Here is a 19,224-nt window from a genome sequence, read left to right as displayed (position 1 = left end):
GCCTTTGCGTCAAAAGAACCACCTTCTTTGCACGCCCCTAGCCTCCGACGCTGCGGCCACGCAGCATCGCGCTCTCGTCACGCTGGGATCGGCGCAGGGGTTGGCTTGTGCTGGGGCCAAGATCGATGATCTGCACATACAAATCCCGCCCACCGCTCGCCAGTTCAGCTGAGAACTCTAGCTCGTCGCGCAGGGTGTGAACAATGACATCGAGCGGGATGCCGCTTGCGCGGGCCTGGGCGACCAGATCGCCAAGCTGCGACTCAAACGTCTCGGTGGTAAGATCGGAATCGGGGAGGAGCACACCAAAGGTGTTGAGGAGTTGGCAGACCGGGCAGTTAACGCCAAATACACCCTTGGCAGGCAGCTCCAGCGGCGTGCCGCAGTTGCTGCAGTGGAGCGATCCAAGATTCTCCATAGGGCTTTCCTTTCTTCTTTTCTTGCGCTCTGGCACACGGACAGCGCATCACCCTGTGCCCAGAGCCTGCTGGCCAGCCTTGTCGACGCGACAGAACCGGGGAGGAGCTGATTATTGCAACAACAGGACTGCGTGGGGGTGAATAGGGGCCGATCAGTCTGCTCTTCCATCTCTGAATATCATAGCAAAGATGTGACAGCGTAGAAAGCGGGCTTTCAGCCCCTCTTGGTTGCTGGAATACCTGACACTGTCAGGTATTCCACACGGAGCTTCCCACCAATGAGCCTAATGCTCACTCCTCAGCTGGGAGAAGATCGCTGGGAGCGGGGCCGTTGATCACCGTGCCATAGCTATCGAAGCGTGAGCCATGGCACGGACAGTCCCAGGTCTTCGCGGAGTCGTTCCACGCCACGATGCAGCCAAGGTGAGTGCAGAGCGCCGAGCAGTGGTGGAGCCTCCCCTGGTCATCGCGGTAGGTGGCGACCTTCATCGGCCCCCAGCCGACTACGGCCCCGCTCCCGGCAGGGATCTCGGTCGCGGAGGCGACATCACCGCCCTTGAGCAGATCGGTATACTGCGACAGCACATTCAGCCCCTCGCTTACGACCTCGCCGAGTCCATGCCCCGTCGCCCGCCCCGGTGCGTAGAGCTCCGCCCATGGATTGGGAATTCCGACAATCTGGTCGGCGATGATCATGGCACCGATGGTGCTGTGGGTCATGCCGATGCCGGTCTGCCCGGTGATCACGTAGACGTGCGGCGAGACCAGATCAGGCCCCATCAGCGCCAGGCCGTCGAAGGAGTTCGCCACCTGACCCGACCAGCGGTAGAGCACTTCACCGGCCAGCGGAAATTGCGTGCGGGCCCACTGTGCGAGGCGCTGATAGCGCGCATCCATATCATCGGCCTGGCCCGTCTTATGATCCTCACCGCCGACGATCAGCACGTCGTGATCTTCTGCGGCCTGGATGCGGACGTAGTGATAGGGGTCGGCCGTGTCAAAGGCCAGAAAGTTTGGCAGGCTGCCGGTGGGGAGGTGGAGGCCGATCACATAGGTGAGCGCGGGGAAGATCCGCAACGAGTAGCCGAGCGTGTCGTCGATCGGCATATGGGTCGCCAGCACCACCGAGTCGGCGCGGATCACCGGGCCGTCAGTGGTCTCGAGTGTGACGATCGCCTCGGCGTTCACGCGCGTGATGTGCGTGCCGCAGAAGATCTGGCCGCCCATACGCTCGATCCCGTGGCAGAGCCCGGCGAGATACTTCAGTGGGTGAAAGTGGGCCTGGTGCGGAAAGCGCAGGGCCGGGCTGAGGCGCACGTTGCCAAGCGTGACCCCTTCACTGAGGAGCGCGACATCGTTGAGCCCAGCGCGTTGGGCGGCGTCGCGCTCCTCAGTGAGGGTGCGCAACTCGCCGCCTGGGGCGAGGAAGAGGTAGCCATCCATGCGGGCAAAGTCGCAGGCGATTGCCTCGTCGCGGACGATGCGCTCGATCATGTCGATTGCGGCAAGATGGCTCTCAGCGGTCAGGCGCGCGCCATCGGTACCGCGCAGATATTCGGTCTCGGCGTAGCCCTTGTCGAGCATACCAGTCAGATGGGCGGTGGTATTGCCGGTATCGCCACCACCGATCGGCCCGTCGTCGAAAACCGCAACCTGGATGCCACGCTTGGCGAGTTGATAGGCGGTCGAGAGGCCCGCGATCCCTGCGCCCACGACTGCAACTGCGATGCGCAGATCCGTGGTCAGCGGGCTATACGTGGGAAGATTGAAGCCGTCGTGCCAGATTGAGGTGGTCTGGATGATCTGTCTCTGCATTCGGTTCTCCTGAGATTCTCGCCATCCCTAATGGCCGACTTTGCCAGCTTGCCTGGCCATGTCGGCCACGCCCAAAATAAGTATGTCTGGGGCCTGCGCCCCTACCCTCAATACTGTTCAAAGAAGCGCACGCCAAGCCGCGCAGGATGAGCGCACCTACACGAAAACCTTTGCGCCTTTGCGCCAAAAAAACCGCCTTCTTTGCATGCCCCTAGCCTCCGACGCTGCGGCCGCGCAGCATGGCGCTATCGTCACGCTGGGATCGACGCAGGGGTTGGCTTATGCTGGGGCCAAGATCGATGATCTGCACATACAAATCCCGCCCACGGCTCGCCAGTTCAGCTGAGAACTCTAGCTCGTCGCGCAGGGTGTGAACAATGACATCGAGCGGGATGCCGCTTGTGCGGGCCTGGGCGACCAGATTGCCAAGCTGTGCCTCAAACGTCTCGGCGGTAAGGTCGGAATCGGGGAGGAGCACACCGAAGGTGTTGAGGAGTTGGCAGACCGGGCAGTTAACGCCAAATACACCCTTGGCAGGCAGTTCCAGCGGCGTGCCGCAGTTGCTGCAGCGGAGCGATGTAACAAGATTTTGCATAGGACTTTCCTTTTCTTGCGCTCTGGCACACATACAGCGCATCATCCTGTGCGCAGAGCCTGAGGGACAGCCTTTGCGACGCGACGGGTCTGAGGAGCAGAACCGCCGCGTCGCATGTGATTATCCCTATTTATTGACGTTCTGGCGAGCTTTGCCCTTCTGGGCTTCCGCCTTGCCTTCCGCCTTCATGTGATCGTCGCCAATCAGGCCGCCAACAGCATCTTTGGTCTCGCCCTTGAGCTCCTCGCCCGTGCCCTTGACCCGCTCCTCCGTCTTCGCGCGGTTCTGGCGAGCCTGACCTTCAACCTGATCGGCATGGCCTTCCGCCTCCAACTGTTCGTTATGAACCACATTGCCGACAGTCGCCTTCACGGCTCCCTTGATTTCCTCTGCCTTACCCTTTACCCGTTCGGTTCCGTTGCTCATTGTCGAGTCCTTTATCTAGCGCTGCGCCGCATCGTTCTAGCGATCCGGCGCAGCAACAATATGCGGACACGGAGGTTGAGACGCACCACAACCTCCGTTTTATCGTCCTATGCCAGGCGTCCACGGCGAACAAGATTGACGACCGCGAGAAGAATGATTGCGCCAACCAGCGAGATGAGCATTGCAGTTAGGTTCAGGGCACTCTCGTTGATCGTTGGCCCACCAAAGAGAAGCCCACCGATCATGGCACCCACGATGCCAACAATGATATTGACCAAGACACTGTTGCGGTCACCTAGCACGAGACCCGCAGCCCAACCGATCACCGCGCCGACGATGAGCCATACAAGAAGATTAATCATCGATGTGCCCTTTCAACGGCATACGCCGTTGGATATACGTTTAAATTGCGATAGGGAATGTGGCTTGTACTCTTGAGTATAGCGGCTATGCGCCAGCGCCGGTAGCCGAAAAATTCCGCATGGAGTGTCAGGAGTATCCCTGACAGCGTGAGGGATACCGTTGAGGCTACGATGCTCGCGGCCTTGTCATACTGAACGCCGCGCAGCATCGCTGGTCGTCTGGACGCTTCTGGGAGAACCGTCCCTGTCAAAATGTCGTGGAGCGCTTCATACTGCTCGAAGGCGACCGAGTGCTCGGCGTCGGCAAAGGTGTAGAGTTGCTTGCTAGGAGCGTCGAGCAACGCAAACCATTCCAAGGCCAGGTTGCGGGGCGGGCGGGCAATTCGGCCGCGCCAGCTAGTCGCCTAATGGCTCCAGGTCATCCGGCTGAGCGCGCCTCGCCCCTCTAGATGCATCCTCAAAATGTGCTACCTCACTCAGCTTTCACCTGTTGCACCGAAATCAATTCCAGTCCAAGGTCACGGATGCGGTTAAGCATGGCGTGCAGCGCGGCCTGATCGAGACCTCTGCCGGTAATGAGCGTCATCCCATCATCGGTGACGGCAAGGGTCAGCCCATCAAACCAGTCAAACCAGCGCTCATCCAGATGGCCGCGCACGCAGATGTGGTAATTGTTCATCGCTCTTCTTCATCAGCGAGGGTTGTTGCCCCCTTCAACACATCTTCCAACAAGATCTTCAGGGCTTTATCTGGTTCTTCAAATATGGGCGAGTGAGCCGAGTTTTCGAACGTGTAAAATCCTTTCAGCGGCGCTTTGAGTTCGTCAAAATAGGCCCTCGCCAATGGGTAGGCGCAGGTGTAATCGTATGTACCGTGGAAGAAATAGACTGGAATTGCCAGTTCCGTCACCTGTTGCGTCAAGTCAGTGGCCTGCATCGTATCCCACAGGCTAAACGTGCGTGAACGGGAATAGACCTTGCCGCGCCACAGATTGACCTTTTCGCGCAGCGTGTACTCGCGGAATTGCCAGGATGGTAGGAAAATACCCGTGATAACTGAGGTCATGTCACGGGTAGTACCGATGCCGATCCCGTGCATGTATTCGTCGCGCAGCGCCTCATAGGCCGTCGGAAGCGGGACGGTCATCGTGGGCGGTGCGGCTTCTAGGCGTCGCACCATGCGCTGGTTCCCGTTGGTGTTGTACTGCGCCAGGGCATAAGCATACGCCAGTTGTTCCGCTTGCAGTTGATACGAAACCTGCCCCATGCCGAGGTAGGCATGGTACAACTCTGGTGCCTCTGCCACTGCCTGGATGCCAAGGTAGCTGCCCCACGAGTGGCCCATCAAGTAGATCTTTTCCTGGCCAAAGCGGTTGATGAGGTAGCGGGTCACTTCCAGAGTATCAGCGACAAACTGTTCGGCCGTCATCGTTTCTGGCGGTATATCAGGGCTGTAGGAAAGGCCCGCACCACGCTGTTCCCACCAGACAACCGTAAAATGCGCTTCGAGATCAGTTGGGTAGCGTTGGGTCAGCCAATATTCGGGCATTCCGGGACCACCATGCACGAACAGCAGCACCGGATGGCCAATATGCTTGCTCTTGATAAACATGCCCTGCTCCACGCCATTGATGTCAACGTGGATTTTCTCGGCAAGACTGTCGGCCAACGGTTGGCCATGTGCATCAAGGAAGGGTTGTGGCCGTCCGGGACTCCAGGCGAGCAAGAGACTCAAGAGAACCAGGCTGGCTGCCACCATAATGACGATAACTGTCCACATGACACTTTTTGCCTTTTGTACGTTGAAGCGGTGCATAGTTTTCGGCCTGAGGCGGTAAAGACGGCCAATGACAAGAAAAGTCTGGTTGCAGCATACCGTGAGCGCAAAGGGAGATCGCCTATCCAAAGATAGGTTGGGGGGGTAGGTTTGGGGCGAGAGGTGGGTTGGGGTTGATTAGGAAGTTAAGCCCAATTCGCGGGCACGAATGATGGCCTGGGTGCGGCTGCCGACGCCAAGCTTTTGGAGAATGTTATGCACATGCCACTTGGCCGTGCCGGGGCTGATAAAGAGTTTGGCGGCGATTTCCCGATTCGAATGACCGGCGCAGAGTAAGGCCAAGACGTTTAATTCTTGTTCGCTCAATGGTTCAGGCAATTGCGTCAGCAGCGCGGCGCGGGGGGCTACCGAAGGATGAGCCATAGCCAGAATGCTGTCTACCCAGTCAGGCGCAATTGTTCGTACCTGGGGCAGCAAGTCGCGCAGGGAAGGTTCCTCATCCAAGAAAAGCCGCACATACCCTTCCGGCGCAGCCAGGCGTAGCGCCCGGCCGATCCATTCCAGGGCCTTGTCCGTTTCTTTTTGCGCGTGATGGTATAGGCCAAGCAGCAGCATTGCTTCCAGGCAAGTCTGCCCCCGCCCCGACGCTTCCGCCTGTGCCAACAGCGAGAGCAGGAGCGTGGGGAGCGCGTCGAGCTCGCCCAGCGTCAGCCAAATTCGCGCCAGGGTCAGATCCTCGAATTCACGCACGTAGTCGGCGTGGGTAGCTTGGTACGCGGTTGCCCATTGCGCTGCCGCCGCTTGCTGCCCCCCATACAGTTGTATGCGTGCCAAATGAGCAGCGGACAGCAGCGATAAGCGCGGGATCTCTTGCCCCTGGGTGATGGCGTGGGCCTCTTGCATCATGCCTAGTGCGCTGGTTGCGTTACCCTGGGCAAGGTGCAGGCGGGAAAGGAAGCGCATCGCCACGAGGACATCATCCGTCAGTCCACTCTGGCGTGCGATCGCCAAGCCCTCTTGCAAGCATTGTGCGGCGGTCGTCAGATCGTTGCGCTCGAGGGCCAACCCTCCCAGTAGCGTCAAGGGCAGCCCCAGATGCGCATAACCTGCTTCGGTGGCATAGTGCGCAATCTGCTGGCACGTCTGCTCAGCCAGGCGCAAGCGCCCCTGGGTCATTTGCACTTCTGCCGCGTTGCATTGCGCATGCACCACCAGAAAAGCGACCCCAGCCGACATGGCTTCAGCCGCAGCGCGCATATAGTGCTGCACGGCGCGTTCAGTCTGCCCGGCTAGTTTATAGGCCAGACCCAGCCCAAACAACGCCCGCGCATGGGCCAGATGATCGTCAGGATCAAGACGTTCCTGAGCAAGGGCGAAGTGTGCCATCGCTTGGGCGAAATCGCCGCGCACCGAAGCAATAGACCCACGATAGAGCGTCGCCAGTGCCTGCAATTGCGCTGTTTCAGGCGTTGGTGTCGCTGCACGTAACGCTTGCTCTGCCTGGGTGATCTGCTTTTCTGCCAGGTCAAACCGTCGTGCTAGATAAAAAATACGGGCGGCGTTGAGCTTCAATTCCGGACGGCCCTCGAGAACATGCAGCGGCAACGCAGCGAACCAAGAGGAAAAAAGACCGAGATCAAAGCTAGACCAGGTGGTATCGCGCCGCAAGACTTGTTCCAGCATAGCGGCGGTAAAGGCGACATCAGCGCTGGCGAACGCATAGCGCACTGCTTCGAGCGGCAACTGATTAGCGGCATGCCATGCTGCTGCGGCCTGGCATAACTGCCTCTTTTCCGCTTGGCTAAGCAAGGTGTTGAGATAGTCGGCAAACAGGTGGTGATAGCGGTACCACTCACGACGATCGTCCAGCGGAATGAGGAACAGGTTGGCCTGCTCCAGTTGATGTAAAATGGCCTGGCTGTCGGCGCGGCCAGTGAGGGCGTGGCAAAGGGAGGCATTGAAGCGGTCGAGCACGGCCGTTCCGCACAAAAAGGCACGAACTTCCTCTGGCTGCTGCCCCAACACCTCTTCAGCCAGATAGTCGAAGACATAGCGATGGCTACCGCCAAAGGCCTGAATGAACACCTCGGTGTGCGCCGCATCGCGCCCCTGCAGCGAGAGTCCTGCCAGTTGCAGGCTGGCGACCCACCCTTCAGTGCGTTCCCCCAACGCCGCCACCCAGTCAGGCCGTAGCGCCAACTGCATCGTCTGATGGAAAAACTGTTCCGCCTCGGCAACGGTGAAGCGCAAATCCTGGGCGCGAAGCTCGGTCATCTCGCCGCGCACGCGCAGACGGGGCAAGGGAAGGGGCGGGTCTTCACGGCTGAGGAGCAAGAGATGGCAGGTGGGTGGCAGGTGTTCTAGCAGCAGGTTGAGCAGATCGTGGATAAGGGGTTCGCGGATTTTGTGGTAGTCATCGAAGGCGAGCAGCAAACGTCCGTTGCGCAGCCCCAATTGGGCGAGATCATAGCAGAGACCAATGGCGATCGCTTCTGGTGAAGGGAGTCTCGCCGCGTCCAGGGCCGTCCGTAACTGCATCGCCGCACCATCATCGATCTGTTGCAGCGCAAAGTGCAGGTACGTGAGAAAGCGCCCATATTCATTATCCTGCTCATCGAGCGCGAGCCAGGCAAGCGCAACGCCGGTCTGACGCGCCCAATCCGCCGCCAGCGTCGTCTTGCCATATCCGGCGGGGGCAGAGATGAGCGTCAGTTTGCGACCGGCCAGCAGGCCACGTTGCAGCATGTCGCTCAGACGCGCACGTACCACGCTCTTGGCGCGGGGAGGCGGCACATAGCATTTGGTTTGGAGAAACTGAACAACCATGCCGCAAGTATAGACGGGAAAACCCGTCGGAGCAAGGCACTTTCTAGGCGCAATACCTTGCAAATAAGGACGAGAAGAGACCTCACAGGTCTTGATGATGGCGTCCCAATGCCGACGAGCAGACCTGTGAGGTCTTAATAGTGAGCGCACGCGCTCCGATAGATGGAGTAAAATCGGAAGTGAAGATAGCTGTGCTGTTCTTATGAATAGATGGTATGAATACACGCCAAGAAGGCGGTACGCTTGGCGTAGGAGAGGGGGCTATCGTCGTTGGTGTTGACGTGCTTATCGGCGTGCTGGTTGGGCTCTCAGTCGGGACACTCGTCGGCGTGCTGGTCGGGGTCGGTGAACTGGCGTCGGTAATCTCGACCGTGAGCGCTCCAACCGCACCAAGCACCGAGACGCCGCCCGAGGTGACGTCGCTCTGGCGCAAGCGCGAAGGCACGCCCTGGTTAAAGCTGAGGGTACTCGTCCCTAGAACATCAAGCGCACGCAACTGAAAGGTTGCCAGCGTAAAGGTGCCGCTGGGGAAGGGTTGGTTGAGCGCCCCGCGCACCTGGTCAAGCGTGCCGAGTGTGTTATCAAAGCGGTTCACCAACTCAAAGGGCAACGCCGCCCCAGCGCTGACCGCGTTCACCTGGAAGCGCGTGGGGTCAAAATCGAGAAAGGCCGCCACCCCATCAATGGCCTCGGCCCCGGCCTGCACCTCAATCGTCACGGTGACAACCTCGCCCGGGGCCATCGTCAGCGTTGACGGTACCAGGCTCAAGATCACCGTCTGCGTCTGAGGAACCGTGGCCGTCGGTGTATTGCTCGGGGTGCCCGTCGGGCTGTTCGTCGGAGCGCTGGTGGGCAACGTGCTCGCGGTTGGGGTGGTGGTAGGCATCGCGCTCGCGGTTGGCGTGCTGGAGGGTAACGGACTCTCAGTCGGCGTGTTGGTCGGGGTGCTGGTGGGTAACGGACTCTCGGTTGGGGCGCTGGTTGGACGCTCGGTCGGGGTTTCGGTTGGCGTGCTGGGCGTCGGCTCGGTCGGGCTTTCGGTCGGGGTCGGTGAACTGGCGTCGGTAATCTCGACCGTGAGCGCTCCGACGGAGCCAAGCACCGAGACGCCGCCCGAGGTGACGTCGCTCTGGCGTAAGCGCGAAGGCACGCCCTGGTTAAAACTGAGGGCACTCGTCCCTAGAACATCGAGCGCACGCAACTGAAAGGTTGCCAGCGTAAAGGTGCCGCTGGGGAAGGGTTGGTTGAGCGCCCCACGCACCTGATCAAGCGTGCCGAGCGTATTCTCAAAGCGGTTCACCAACTCAAAGGGCAACGCCGTATTATTAGGGCTGACCTCGCTCACCTGGAAGCGCGTGGGGTCAAAATCGAGATAGGCTGCCACCCCATCAATGGGCTCCGTTCCGGCCTGCACCTCAATCGTCACGGTGACAATCTCGCCCGGGGCCATCGTCAGCGTTGACGGTACCAGGCTCAGGGTCACGGTTGGCGCAGCCATCAGCCGGGCCAGCGAGAAGGTGATACCGACAAGGATCACCAGAACGACGATCAAACTGGGAAGCCAAAGATGGTTAGGTTGTCGCTTGCTCCGCATAGCTGCGCCTCATCATTCATTTTAACAGGGCTTCGTTCCCTGGTATGCTCGGATGCTTGATGTGTCGGTCAATGACGTTTGCTTGTGTTGGGCCACCCTGAGCGGCAAAGGCTCTTTGTGCCTTTGCGTCAAATCATCAGAAAATTCCGTTGACAAACGCATCGACCGGCTTTCGGGAGTGCCGACTTATTAGTTTGGGAAACTTCGTTCCCAGACTTCTTACTGGTCTGTGAACGAAGTTTGCTGACAGCCCTTGCCGACCACGAATACTGATCACGAATAAACGAAAATGGGCGGTGCGGTATTCGTGTATTCGTTGCCCCATTCGTGGTCGGCGGCGCTACCGGGAAACGTATTCCCCAGACTTCTTTACCGTGTCGTTGCTGCGCGGATCGCCACCGGCAGGTAGACGGTATGCTTCACCGGGCTCAGCGTCAGCCGCCATTCCGTTGCCGCCAGGGGCACCACGTGCCCACGCGCCGTGACCACACTCTGACCGTGCTCACCGTCATCCACGAGCGTGATCGAGGTCGCGGCGGCATCGGTGCGTGCCCGCAACTGGATCTGCGCGAGCTGCACCTGCCCCGTGGGGAGTTGCGACGCGAGGGTGCCCCGCGCCAGGATGATCCGTCCGGCGATGGGGTCAACCACCTGCTGGAGCGAGCGCTCGAGTGTGGCATCGCCCGTCACGGCGAGCACTTCGAGTACGTTCGGGTCGAAGGCCAGTGTTGCCGCAGCCCCATCCAGCCCGGTCGCCGGCGCGTGTACCGCCACGTTCAGGGTCACGATTGCCCCTGCGGTGAGGTTTGGCACGACCTGCTCCGCCCGGATGACTGACTGACCGGCACGCGCCTCGACGGGTGGTGAGGCCTCTGCTCCTGCCTTGCCGAAGTGCTTGGCGAGGAGCGAGAAGTCGAGCAGATTGATCACGCCATCGCCGTTGAAATCCGCCCGCCCATCGTAGCCCGCACTGCCGCTGCTGCGCCCGAAGGTGGTGGCGAGCACCGAGAAGTCAAGCAACGAGACCTGGTTGTCATTGTTGGCGTCGCCCGAGGGGAGCGGCCCGATGGCAATAGTCGCTGTGTCCCCGCTCAGTTCCTGCGTCACCTCCGCCCGCAGCGTCTGGGGATGCTTGACGCTCAGGGTATAGGCCCCGGGGGCGAGGCCCGCGATCTGGAAGCGACCGGCCTGGTCGAGGGTCGGGGTCGCCTGATAGACGGGGGTCGTGCTTCCGGCTGGGCGCAGCGTCACCGCGAGTGGCAAGCTCAGGCGCGGATCCGGGGAGCCGGGGGCGCCTTCGAGGTGCACCTGCACATTCACGGCCATGCCATCGCGCACGGTGAGCGTGGCGGGCACCAGCGGCCCGAGCACCGAGACTCCGTTGGCGGTCACATCGGTCTGGCGGTCGGCGGTGCGACTGAACTGGATCGAGGTGCCAGCGGGGGCGGCCTGGCGGGCACGGAAGGTGACCGTGGCGAAGTGGAAAGTGCCCTGGGGGAAGGGTTGATTCAAGGCGCTGCGCACGAGATCAAGCTGGCCGGGCGTCGCATTGATACGCCAGATCAGCTCAAGCGGGAGCACGGGGTTGGGCTGCACCGTAACCACTTCCAGGACACTCGGGTCAAAGTCGAGGAAGAAGGCCGCGCCGTCAATCGGCTGGGTATCGCTGCGCACCTCGAGGGTGACCATCACCGTGCCGCCGACCGCGAGGCTCGGGGACGCGGGCACCATTGCCAGGGTCACACCCGTTGCCGGGGGCGTCGCGGTCGCGGTGAAGTTTTGGGCACTCAGATCGCCGCTGACCGTCACCCTCAGACTGGTCGGGCTAAAGCTGAAGCCACTCTTGCTCGGGGTAAGCGTGTAGCTGCCCGCCGGGACGTTGCTCAACGTGTAGTCGCCATTGCTATTGGTCGTGGTACTGCGCGTACCGTCGCTAATCGTCACGTCGCTGAGACCGGTGCCGTTGGCGTCGGTGACGCGCCCGCTGATGGTGTAGGTGTTGCGCGTGCCAGTGAAGCTTTGCGCACTCAGATCGCCATTGACGGTCACACTCAGACTGGTCGGGCTAAAGCTGAAGTCGTCCTTGCTCGGGGTAAGCGTATAGCTGCCGGCGGGCACATCGCTGATGGTGTAATCGCCATTGCTCGTGGTATTCGCAATGCGCGTGCCGTCACTGATCGTCACGTCGCCAAGCCCGTTGCCGTTGGCGTCGGTGACGCGCCCAGAGATGCTGTAGGTCGCTGGAGGAATGAGCGTGCCCGTGAAGTTGTGACCAGTCACATTGCCGCTGACACTCACACTGAGCGATGAAGGGTTGAACGTATAGCCACTGCGACTGGGCGTAAGCGTATAGCTGCCGACGGGCACATCGCTGATGGTGTAATCGCCATTGCTCGTGGTATTCGCCATACGCGTACCGTCGCTAATCGTCACGCTGCCAAGCCCGTTGCCGTTGGCGTCGGTCACGCGCCCGCTGATGCTGTAGGTCGCTGGAGGAATGAGCGTGCCCGTGAAGTTGTGACCGGTCACATTGCCGTTGACACTCACACTGAGCGATGAAGGGTTGAACGTATAGCCACTGCGGCTGGGTGTAAGCGTGTAGCTGCCGGCGGGCACGCCGCTGATCGTGTAATCGCCATTGCTCGTCGTATTCGCCATGCGCGAACCGTCACTAATCGTCACGCTGCCAAGCCCGTTGCCGTTGGCGTCGGTGACGCGCCCGGTGATGCTGTAGGTGAGCGGGGTGAAGAAAAAGCGAGGCCAGAAGCCAAGTGCAGCACGATAGCTGCTGCTTGTGGCGTAGCTCCCGCTGGCGAGAGTCTGTCCTGCCGTGCTGTTCAGCCGATAATTGCCCGACTGATGAGGCTCACCACTAATCGCGCTCACATCTGAGCGCAGCCGGTAGCTGGCGGAGGATGGCTGAGCGGGATAGAAATCAAGGCGGGTGCTCTGCTCGGCAGTCAGCGACGAGTTGCCCGCACGGTCACGGAATTGAGCACAGACGCGCACGGTGTCGCCGTGCTGACCAGTGGCTTGCCACCAGATGCGAGGCTGAAAGGGCTGCCATGCGCCCAGCGAGGCACACGTACTGCCCACGCGCACGTCCTGGACACCGCTATGCTGATCAGTAGCGGTCAGGTCGAGCGGCATACTGACACTGTTGGCGGTCGCCCAGCCATGATTCAGCGTAAACGACCCAGTTGGCGCAACGGTATCAACAGTGAAGCGCCAGCGTGCAGCAAGGATGCTGCCCACCTTCCTGTCACCGACCTGAACTGTCCACTCATAGTTGCCGTCGCTGAGATCGCGCACCGTCCAGGTGCTTTCGTCGATCCATCCGCTGTTCTTAATCTCGACGTTATTGCTGAAGACTCTCACATAGTAGTTGAAGGACGTGTCGCCATCGGGGTCGCCATTATGCTTCCACGTCAATGCGACGCTGGTGCTGCCACTCGTACTGCCATCGGCGGGGGACAAGAGGGAAGGCGGGTTGGGAGGGCGGTTGGGATGCTGAACTGTCCCAAACCGAAACGCCCGCCTGGTTGCTGGATCGAGCGTGAAGGTGATCTGGTGAGCGTGGATGATTTCGTTGTTCCCACTGCCCGTATCCCAGTTAGAGTCAACGACGTTGAATGTGTTGCCGCTAACACGGCTTACGATAATGAATGTATGCAGCCACGCGACCACTGGTGAGTTCTCGAACTGCACGACATCGCCCTTCACCAAGTCGTTGATGTTCGTGATTTCGATGCCGTTGGCGGCGAGATTGGCGAAGGCACCGTTGCCACCACCAATACTCTGTGTACCGCCCGAAACAGCCCAGACGACGTTGTTGACGAACTGGCGACATTGACCACCCCACTGACCGACACGGGCAAGTGCATAGTCAGCGATGGCGGCGTTGTCGTAGGAGCCGACTGCCGCAACGGACTCTGTCTGTGGCATCACAGTCATTTCAGGCTGGTGTGCTAATCCATACCTTGGGTGCATAACCATCAGCATCGCTACAATCAGCAACACAATGGGACTCACCAACTTGTGAAGGGTGGTGGGGCGATTCATAGCAAATCCTTCTTTCACATTACAGAAAGGCATGAAGTTTAGCCTGATAAGTCAATGCCGCAAAACTAACGCTGTGAGGTCTGACGCACGCTCCCCTCACTTCTCGTGGCACCACTGGCCCGTGGGCGATGTAGTACTTCTGGTGCCATGGAGATCGTGTCCTGATGCGCTGCGTCACGACTTGTCCGAGTAGCCGCTACGTCAGTTCTGCTGGAGACATAGACCTCGAGATCAAAACTGAAAGACGGCGATCTGTCGGCCATGTTTCCAATTAACCGTTGTTTCTGCGCCTCCAAAGAACCCGGCCTCAGATTTAAATGTATAGGTTCCTGGCGGCAATTCAGTGAATACAAAGGAGCCAGAACATCCCTGTCCCGTGTTGTTGAGAGTGTTGCCTCCGAGGTTTACGCCTGTTACTCTGGTTCCGTTTCTAAAGACTGCGATAGAACAGTACGTTTGCCTTGCCGGGCTCATGTAGTAGCGGGCAGTCATATGGACAACCACAGGTCCACCGTTTGTTGCAACGGTAACTGACATGGCATCTTGAGCATTACTACACTTGACGACATGAAACCCCTCGGGTAATACTTCTGTAGTAGGGGTTCCAGTCTCATTCTGATCGCATCTCTTTTCGCCAAGCAGTTGTGGCACATTTCCTGCTACTGCTGCATAGGGCACGCTCGCCAGTTGTTCCCGTGGCGACATCTCGGCATCGCCGTTCACGCTGATGCCTAGCCACAGTGGTGCGCCAAACAGGTTGACCGGGATCGGGGTTACACTGCCCAGGGCGACGTTGAACAAGCCGTTACTGACCGGCACCGCGTTACTCCCACTACGCTGCTCCGTCCATACCGCCGTGCCACCCGTAGGCGCGGCGTAGAGGTTGAAGGTCATCGGTAGGGTGGCGCTGACCGGCGTACCACCAGGGTTGGTCAAATGGCCCTGGTAGTTGATGGTCGTGGTCGTTGCTGTGTTACCAGCGGGTGCCGCTTGCCAAGTTGGGCCGGCCAGTGTGCTGGTGGCGAGCATCGCGGCTACAAGCAGTAGGATGCTCAGGCCGTTTGCGAGCAGGAGTGTGCGGAAGGTGACGGTGCGATTCATGGGATCATTCCTCTCGTTATTCGATCAATATGGCACAAGCATTTCAGTTGTCACTACAGATAGCAAGCCAATCAACAGGCAGCCACTGACCATCGCTCCAGCTTCGTCCGTCAGCAAGGCGGAAATAAGCTGTGAAACCATCTGGGGTTCCTCCTACACTTGAAATGACATCGTTATGATACGTCCATGATGGTTGTAGAAAAACCTCAAAATGATACTTGCATGGAGGAGAAAGAGTAATCGAAAATTGTAGTATATTTTGACTCCCTTGACTGGTCATGGTCTTCTTTCCGTGATACAGTCGAACATTCGTATCGTTAGCGGATCTAACCAGGCTCGGTGCCTGTAGCTGTGTGATGCTGCCATCAGGCACATTTCCCGCAACTGCCGCATAGGGCACGCTCGCCAGTTGTTCCCGTGGCGACATCTCGGCATCGCTGTTCACGCTGATGCCCAGCCACAGTGGTGCGTTGAGCAGGCTGACCGGGATCGGGGTCACGCTGCCCAGGGCGACGTTGAATAAGCCGTTGCTCACTGGTACCGCGTTGCTCCCACTGCGCTGCTCCGTCCATACCGCTGTGCCGCCCGTAGGCCCGGTATAGAGGTTGAAGGTCATCGGTAGGGTGGCGCTGACCGCTGTGCCGTCAGGACTAGTCAGGTGGCCCTGGTAGCTGATGGTGGTCGTTGTGGTACTACTAACCGTGTTGGCAACATTGGAATTAGCAAAGGTATTTGATGCTAAAAGCATGAAGGCAACCAGGCACAGGGTCACTGTGTTGATCGCGATCTGCGTGCGAAAGGTGATTGATCGATTCATCTGATGAAGCCTTTCCTGGTATGAGTTCGATCCATAGATGGCAACGCTTTTGTCAGACGGAGCCCAGGCAATGTGCTTTTATGAACCGAATCGTAGCCTGTTTTCCTCTCCCCTGCTACCTGTCATTCTTGAGTGAGAAGAAAGTCCTACTTGTCAGTAGTCCTTGCCCCTATTTGTTTTGTCAAGTTCACTGTGGTCGTCTCTGTCTCCGCGCTTTGTCTCTGCAAGGAGGAGGAGTGCCGCCTGAGACCTCACAGATCCTCTTTCCTCTTTCCTCTTTCCTCCAACACTATGCTCCCTTGCTCCGGTAGTACTCCACCGCCGCGCCGGTGCGATGTTCTACCCCGAGTTTGTGGCAGGCACGTAGGATGTGCTGCCTGACGGTGGAGATTGATACGTCCAGGTGGGTTGCAATCGCATCGTCATGCAAGCCATCCACCACCAGATCAAGCACGCGGCACTCCTGCGCGCTCAGTGCAACCAGATCCTGCCCTGTGTCGTTGCCGACGGGAGGCCAGTAGCGCACGGCGTAGCGCACCGCTGCTGCGGTGCGGTTCGGCGCCCCCAGCTTTACGCAGGCGTGACGCACATAGTGGCGCACCGTCCAGGGGCTGAGGAAGAGCTGTAAGGCGATCTGTCGGTCACTGGCACCACGTGCCACCAGAGTCATCACGTCGTGCTCGCGTGTGGTAAGCAAATTGTCTCGTTGGGAAGTCATTGGGTTGATCATCTCTGAACTGCCGCCGCCCGTAGCACCATCGGGATCTGCTCCGTTTGGCCTCGGTTGCTCCACTATCGTTCGCCTCTATAAAAGTCAACCAGCTCACCAGACATTTTCCAACGTCAGCGTAGCCCTGCGAGGATCAGAGAAACGTTTGCACGATGCTCATGCCAAGATGTATAATCGGTATTCACTGCACGACTATTGTTGGCGCACGCTATGTTCGGGGTTTGGTCACTCTCTGAGGATCGTGAGGAAAGCTATGGTTCTGATTGTTGGCGCGAGTGGCACGCTCGTGCGTCCCACCGCGTTTCTCGCGACTCACGCCTACGGGCTCATCGGCAAGCCGCAGATCGAGCAGGGGAAGGTGACGATCTTTGGGCGTGGTACGGGCCGACGGAACGTTGTCGCGGTGCAGGATATTGCCCAACTCATTAGCATCACACGTTCGCCAGCTAATGGCTCCTAACCCGCTGCGTGGCCTCTGGCAGATGAGCCGCCCGCTCATTTTGCCGAGCGGGGTGCTGGCCTATGCGGTTGGGGTTGCCATGGCCAGGTACGCAGGCCACCCGATCATTTGGGGCGATCAGGCGCTTGCGTTGACCCTCACGATGCTGGCTAACCTGGCGGCTCACTATGCGGATGAGTATGCCGATGCTGACACCGATGCGCTTGCGGTTCACACTGGTATCTCTGGCGGAAGCGGCGCGATTGCCGCAGGGTTGGCCACGCGCACGCTAGCGCTTAACGCCGCACTCTTTGTTAGCGCCCTGACGATCGTGGTCGGCATCGGAGCGGTGCTCAGTGGTCGGTTGCCTCTGGCGGCCGGTCTCATCCTGCTGATTGGTCTCAGCGGCGGCTGGGCCTACTCGCTGCCGCCCCTGGCGCTCGAGCGGCGCGGATTGGGGGAGATCACGAATGCCCTGCTCGGCGGCCTCCTTATGCCCTTGATGGCCTATGCGACCGCCGCCCACCACGCGCCGCCGCTCGAGGCCTATCTCCAACTCGCCCCGATGGTGGCGGCTGCGCTCACCTGCATCCTGGGGGTGCATTGGGCCGACCGCAACGCCGATGCCCTGGTTGGCAAACGCACCCTGGCGGTCATCCTCGGCCAGCGGTTGCGCTGGCTCTGGTGGGCATGTATTGCCCTGGCTTATCTGCTGCCGCTGCTGCTCATGCCGCACATCATCCCCGCCGCCGTCGCGGTTGCGGGCCTGCTCACGCTGCCGCTCGGCCTGTATGTTGGCTTCCGTGCGACCCGTACCGACTCAGCCGTTCCGGGCGCGGGGCTGATGCTTGCGCTGATGCTCGCCCATACCGTTGCCTACTGGGTGTGACCCATCGAGGCACCAGACAGTGACGCGCAAGCGCCTTCGGTGAATGACCATGGACGTTACGCCCCAGCTTGCTGCTGGCCAAGCCAGGCGGTCAGATCGCTGAGCGTGTCAAACTCCAGCAAGGCCTCACTTAACGTGAGTAACTGCTCGGGCGTCAAGGCTAAGATCTCACGTTGGGTTGCCTCAGGCAACCGTCCAAGTTTGCGCGTGAGTTGACGAAGGAGCAGAGCCTGGCGTTCCTCTTGCCGTCCTTCTTGCCGTCCTTCTTGCCGTCCTTCTTGCCGTCCTTCTTCCCGCCCCTTCAATTCCCATTCTGTGATCAGTTCCACGACTGCCTCCTGGATTGGTGTCTGCCATGTGGCAACTTCCGCCTCAAACCGACGGGTCTCGACGTCATTCAAGGGGAGATAGATGCTGACAAAGGCGGCCAGCATCCGTTGCTGTGCTGCCGTCACCGGTAAACCCGCCAGCATGCGCAGACAGGCTGCTTTGACCTGCCAGCGTTCCTCACGCGGAATCCGCATCCGCGCCATCAAGGCCACCGCCAACGGATTCGTGCTACTCAGATAGGCGCGCCAGTCCAACTGGTTCAATTGTATCATGAGGTACTGGAACCGGAGCACGTCATGGGTGCCCAGCACAACCTGATGCCGATCCGGGGCTAATCGGCGCGGGCTGGGATACGAACAGAGCGCGATCGGATAGATCGGAACGTCGTACCGGTCATAGAACCGGGCGAAGTAGCGAAACATCCGGCGGGGCAACTTGGCATCGCGCTGCGCCTGATGCTCCAGGTGAATGAGGAAGGTTGCCAGCCCTTCGCGCCCCTGTGCCTGGACAACCAGGTCGGCGGTGCGGCGGTCAGGATCGAGCAAGTCCACGAACGACTCGGGCGCGAGCAGGATCAGCGTGGCAGGGTCAAGGAGGGCGAGGATATCCGGGGCAAAAAGGTCGAGAAACTCGACGAGAAACGAGCTGAGCAGTTGCTTGAAGATGCCGTCATGATCGAGCGCCATCGCGTGACCTCAGTGGGACGAAGGCTCGTCCCGTGCGGGTGAACGCGGAACGAGCCAGAAAAGAACGTATGTACGATATTTATCGCACCACAACCCTCATACGCACGCAAGTAGGGGCACCCCTTGCGGGTGCCCGTACCGGGGCGGGGGCCGAATCCGGTGTACGGGCACCCCTCGCGGGTGCCCTCGCGGGTGCCCTTGCGGGTGCCTTGGCGGGGTGCATACACGGAAGACGCAATCGCCCTGTGTCCTGGATCAGGGCGATTGCATCATACGAAATCGGATACAACGGGGCACCCGCAAGGGGTGCCCGTACCGGGGCGGGGGCCGAATCCGGTGTACGGGCACCCCTTGCGG

General features: G+C 59.8%; 16 protein-coding genes. 2 read left to right on the top strand and 14 right to left on the bottom strand.

Annotated elements, in window-relative coordinates:
- Positions 1-37: 37 nt before the first annotated feature.
- The 13 genes from A9Q02_RS15570 to A9Q02_RS15505 all read right to left on the bottom strand — a co-directional run bounded on the left by A9Q02_RS15570 (position 38) and on the right by A9Q02_RS15505 (position 16,511).
- On the bottom strand, positions 38-418 hold the full coding sequence (locus A9Q02_RS15570) for a hypothetical protein (RefSeq protein WP_097654011.1): 381 nt from the start codon (positions 416-418) through the stop codon (positions 38-40).
- Positions 419-710: 292 nt separating this feature from the next.
- Positions 711-2,234: an FAD-dependent oxidoreductase gene (locus A9Q02_RS15565; RefSeq protein WP_097654010.1), complete on the bottom strand. Its 1,524-nt coding sequence runs from the start codon at positions 2,232-2,234 to the stop codon at positions 711-713.
- Between the two features lie 211 nt (positions 2,235-2,445).
- Complete coding sequence (locus A9Q02_RS15560) at positions 2,446-2,829, bottom strand: hypothetical protein (RefSeq protein ID WP_097654009.1); 384 nt, start codon at positions 2,827-2,829, stop codon at positions 2,446-2,448.
- A 126-nt stretch (positions 2,830-2,955) separates the two neighbouring features.
- Positions 2,956-3,255 carry a CsbD family protein gene (locus tag A9Q02_RS15555; RefSeq protein ID WP_097654008.1) on the bottom strand — a complete coding sequence of 100 codons (300 nt, stop codon included), beginning with the start codon at positions 3,253-3,255 and terminating at the stop codon, positions 2,956-2,958.
- Between the two features lie 107 nt (positions 3,256-3,362).
- A complete protein-coding gene (locus tag A9Q02_RS15550; protein ID WP_245860563.1) occupies positions 3,363-3,617 on the bottom strand; it encodes a GlsB/YeaQ/YmgE family stress response membrane protein in 255 nt (84 codons plus the stop codon).
- Positions 3,618-4,089: 472 nt separating this feature from the next.
- Entirely contained in the window at positions 4,090-4,296 is a 207-nt protein-coding gene (locus A9Q02_RS15540) for a hypothetical protein (RefSeq protein WP_097654006.1), read from the bottom strand.
- On the bottom strand, positions 4,293-5,396 hold the full coding sequence (locus tag A9Q02_RS15535) for an alpha/beta fold hydrolase (RefSeq protein WP_216361533.1): 1,104 nt from the start codon (positions 5,394-5,396) through the stop codon (positions 4,293-4,295). Before A9Q02_RS15535 ends, A9Q02_RS15540 begins: the two co-directional genes overlap by 4 nt.
- Positions 5,397-5,570: 174 nt before the next feature.
- Positions 5,571-8,219 (bottom strand): winged helix-turn-helix domain-containing protein, encoded by a 2,649-nt coding sequence (locus tag A9Q02_RS15530; RefSeq protein WP_097654004.1) that lies wholly within the window; start codon positions 8,217-8,219, stop codon positions 5,571-5,573.
- A gap of 82 nt (positions 8,220-8,301) precedes the next feature.
- On the bottom strand, positions 8,302-9,813 hold the full coding sequence (locus tag A9Q02_RS15525; protein WP_097654003.1) for a hypothetical protein: 1,512 nt from the start codon (positions 9,811-9,813) through the stop codon (positions 8,302-8,304).
- Positions 9,814-10,182: 369 nt separating this feature from the next.
- Positions 10,183-13,875, bottom strand: coding sequence for a beta-sandwich domain-containing protein (locus A9Q02_RS15520; RefSeq protein WP_172451027.1), 3,693 nt, complete (start codon positions 13,873-13,875; stop codon positions 10,183-10,185).
- 231 nt (positions 13,876-14,106) lie between these two features.
- Complete coding sequence (locus A9Q02_RS15515) at positions 14,107-14,976, bottom strand: hypothetical protein (protein ID WP_097654001.1); 870 nt, start codon at positions 14,974-14,976, stop codon at positions 14,107-14,109.
- A 43-nt stretch (positions 14,977-15,019) separates the two neighbouring features.
- Complete coding sequence (locus tag A9Q02_RS15510) at positions 15,020-15,793, bottom strand: hypothetical protein (protein WP_097654000.1); 774 nt, start codon at positions 15,791-15,793, stop codon at positions 15,020-15,022.
- Between the two features lie 289 nt (positions 15,794-16,082).
- Entirely contained in the window at positions 16,083-16,511 is a 429-nt protein-coding gene (locus tag A9Q02_RS15505) for a response regulator transcription factor (protein ID WP_172451025.1), read from the bottom strand.
- A gap of 265 nt (positions 16,512-16,776) precedes the next feature.
- On the opposite strand from A9Q02_RS15505, the gene A9Q02_RS15500 reads away from it, so the two are divergent.
- Both A9Q02_RS15500 and A9Q02_RS15495 read left to right on the top strand, forming a co-directional pair.
- On the top strand, positions 16,777-16,983 hold the full coding sequence (locus A9Q02_RS15500) for a hypothetical protein (RefSeq protein WP_097653998.1): 207 nt from the start codon (positions 16,777-16,779) through the stop codon (positions 16,981-16,983).
- The gene (locus tag A9Q02_RS15495; protein ID WP_097653997.1) at positions 16,973-17,851 is read left to right on the top strand and encodes a prenyltransferase; all 879 of its coding nucleotides are present in this window, start codon (positions 16,973-16,975) and stop codon (positions 17,849-17,851) included. Before A9Q02_RS15500 ends, A9Q02_RS15495 begins: the two co-directional genes overlap by 11 nt.
- 56 nt (positions 17,852-17,907) lie before the next feature.
- Here the strand turns inward: A9Q02_RS15495 and A9Q02_RS15490 are convergent, their stop codons facing one another.
- Positions 17,908-18,867, bottom strand: a complete 960-nt coding sequence (locus tag A9Q02_RS15490; protein ID WP_097653996.1) for a DUF4351 domain-containing protein — start codon at positions 18,865-18,867, stop codon at positions 17,908-17,910.
- Between the last annotated feature and the right edge of the window lie 357 nt (positions 18,868-19,224).

It is taken from the genome of Candidatus Chloroploca asiatica (assembly GCF_002532075.1).
Taxonomy (GTDB): Bacteria; Chloroflexota; Chloroflexia; order Chloroflexales; family Chloroflexaceae; genus Chloroploca; species Chloroploca asiatica.
This window is presented reverse-complemented; position numbering and strand designations above follow the sequence as displayed.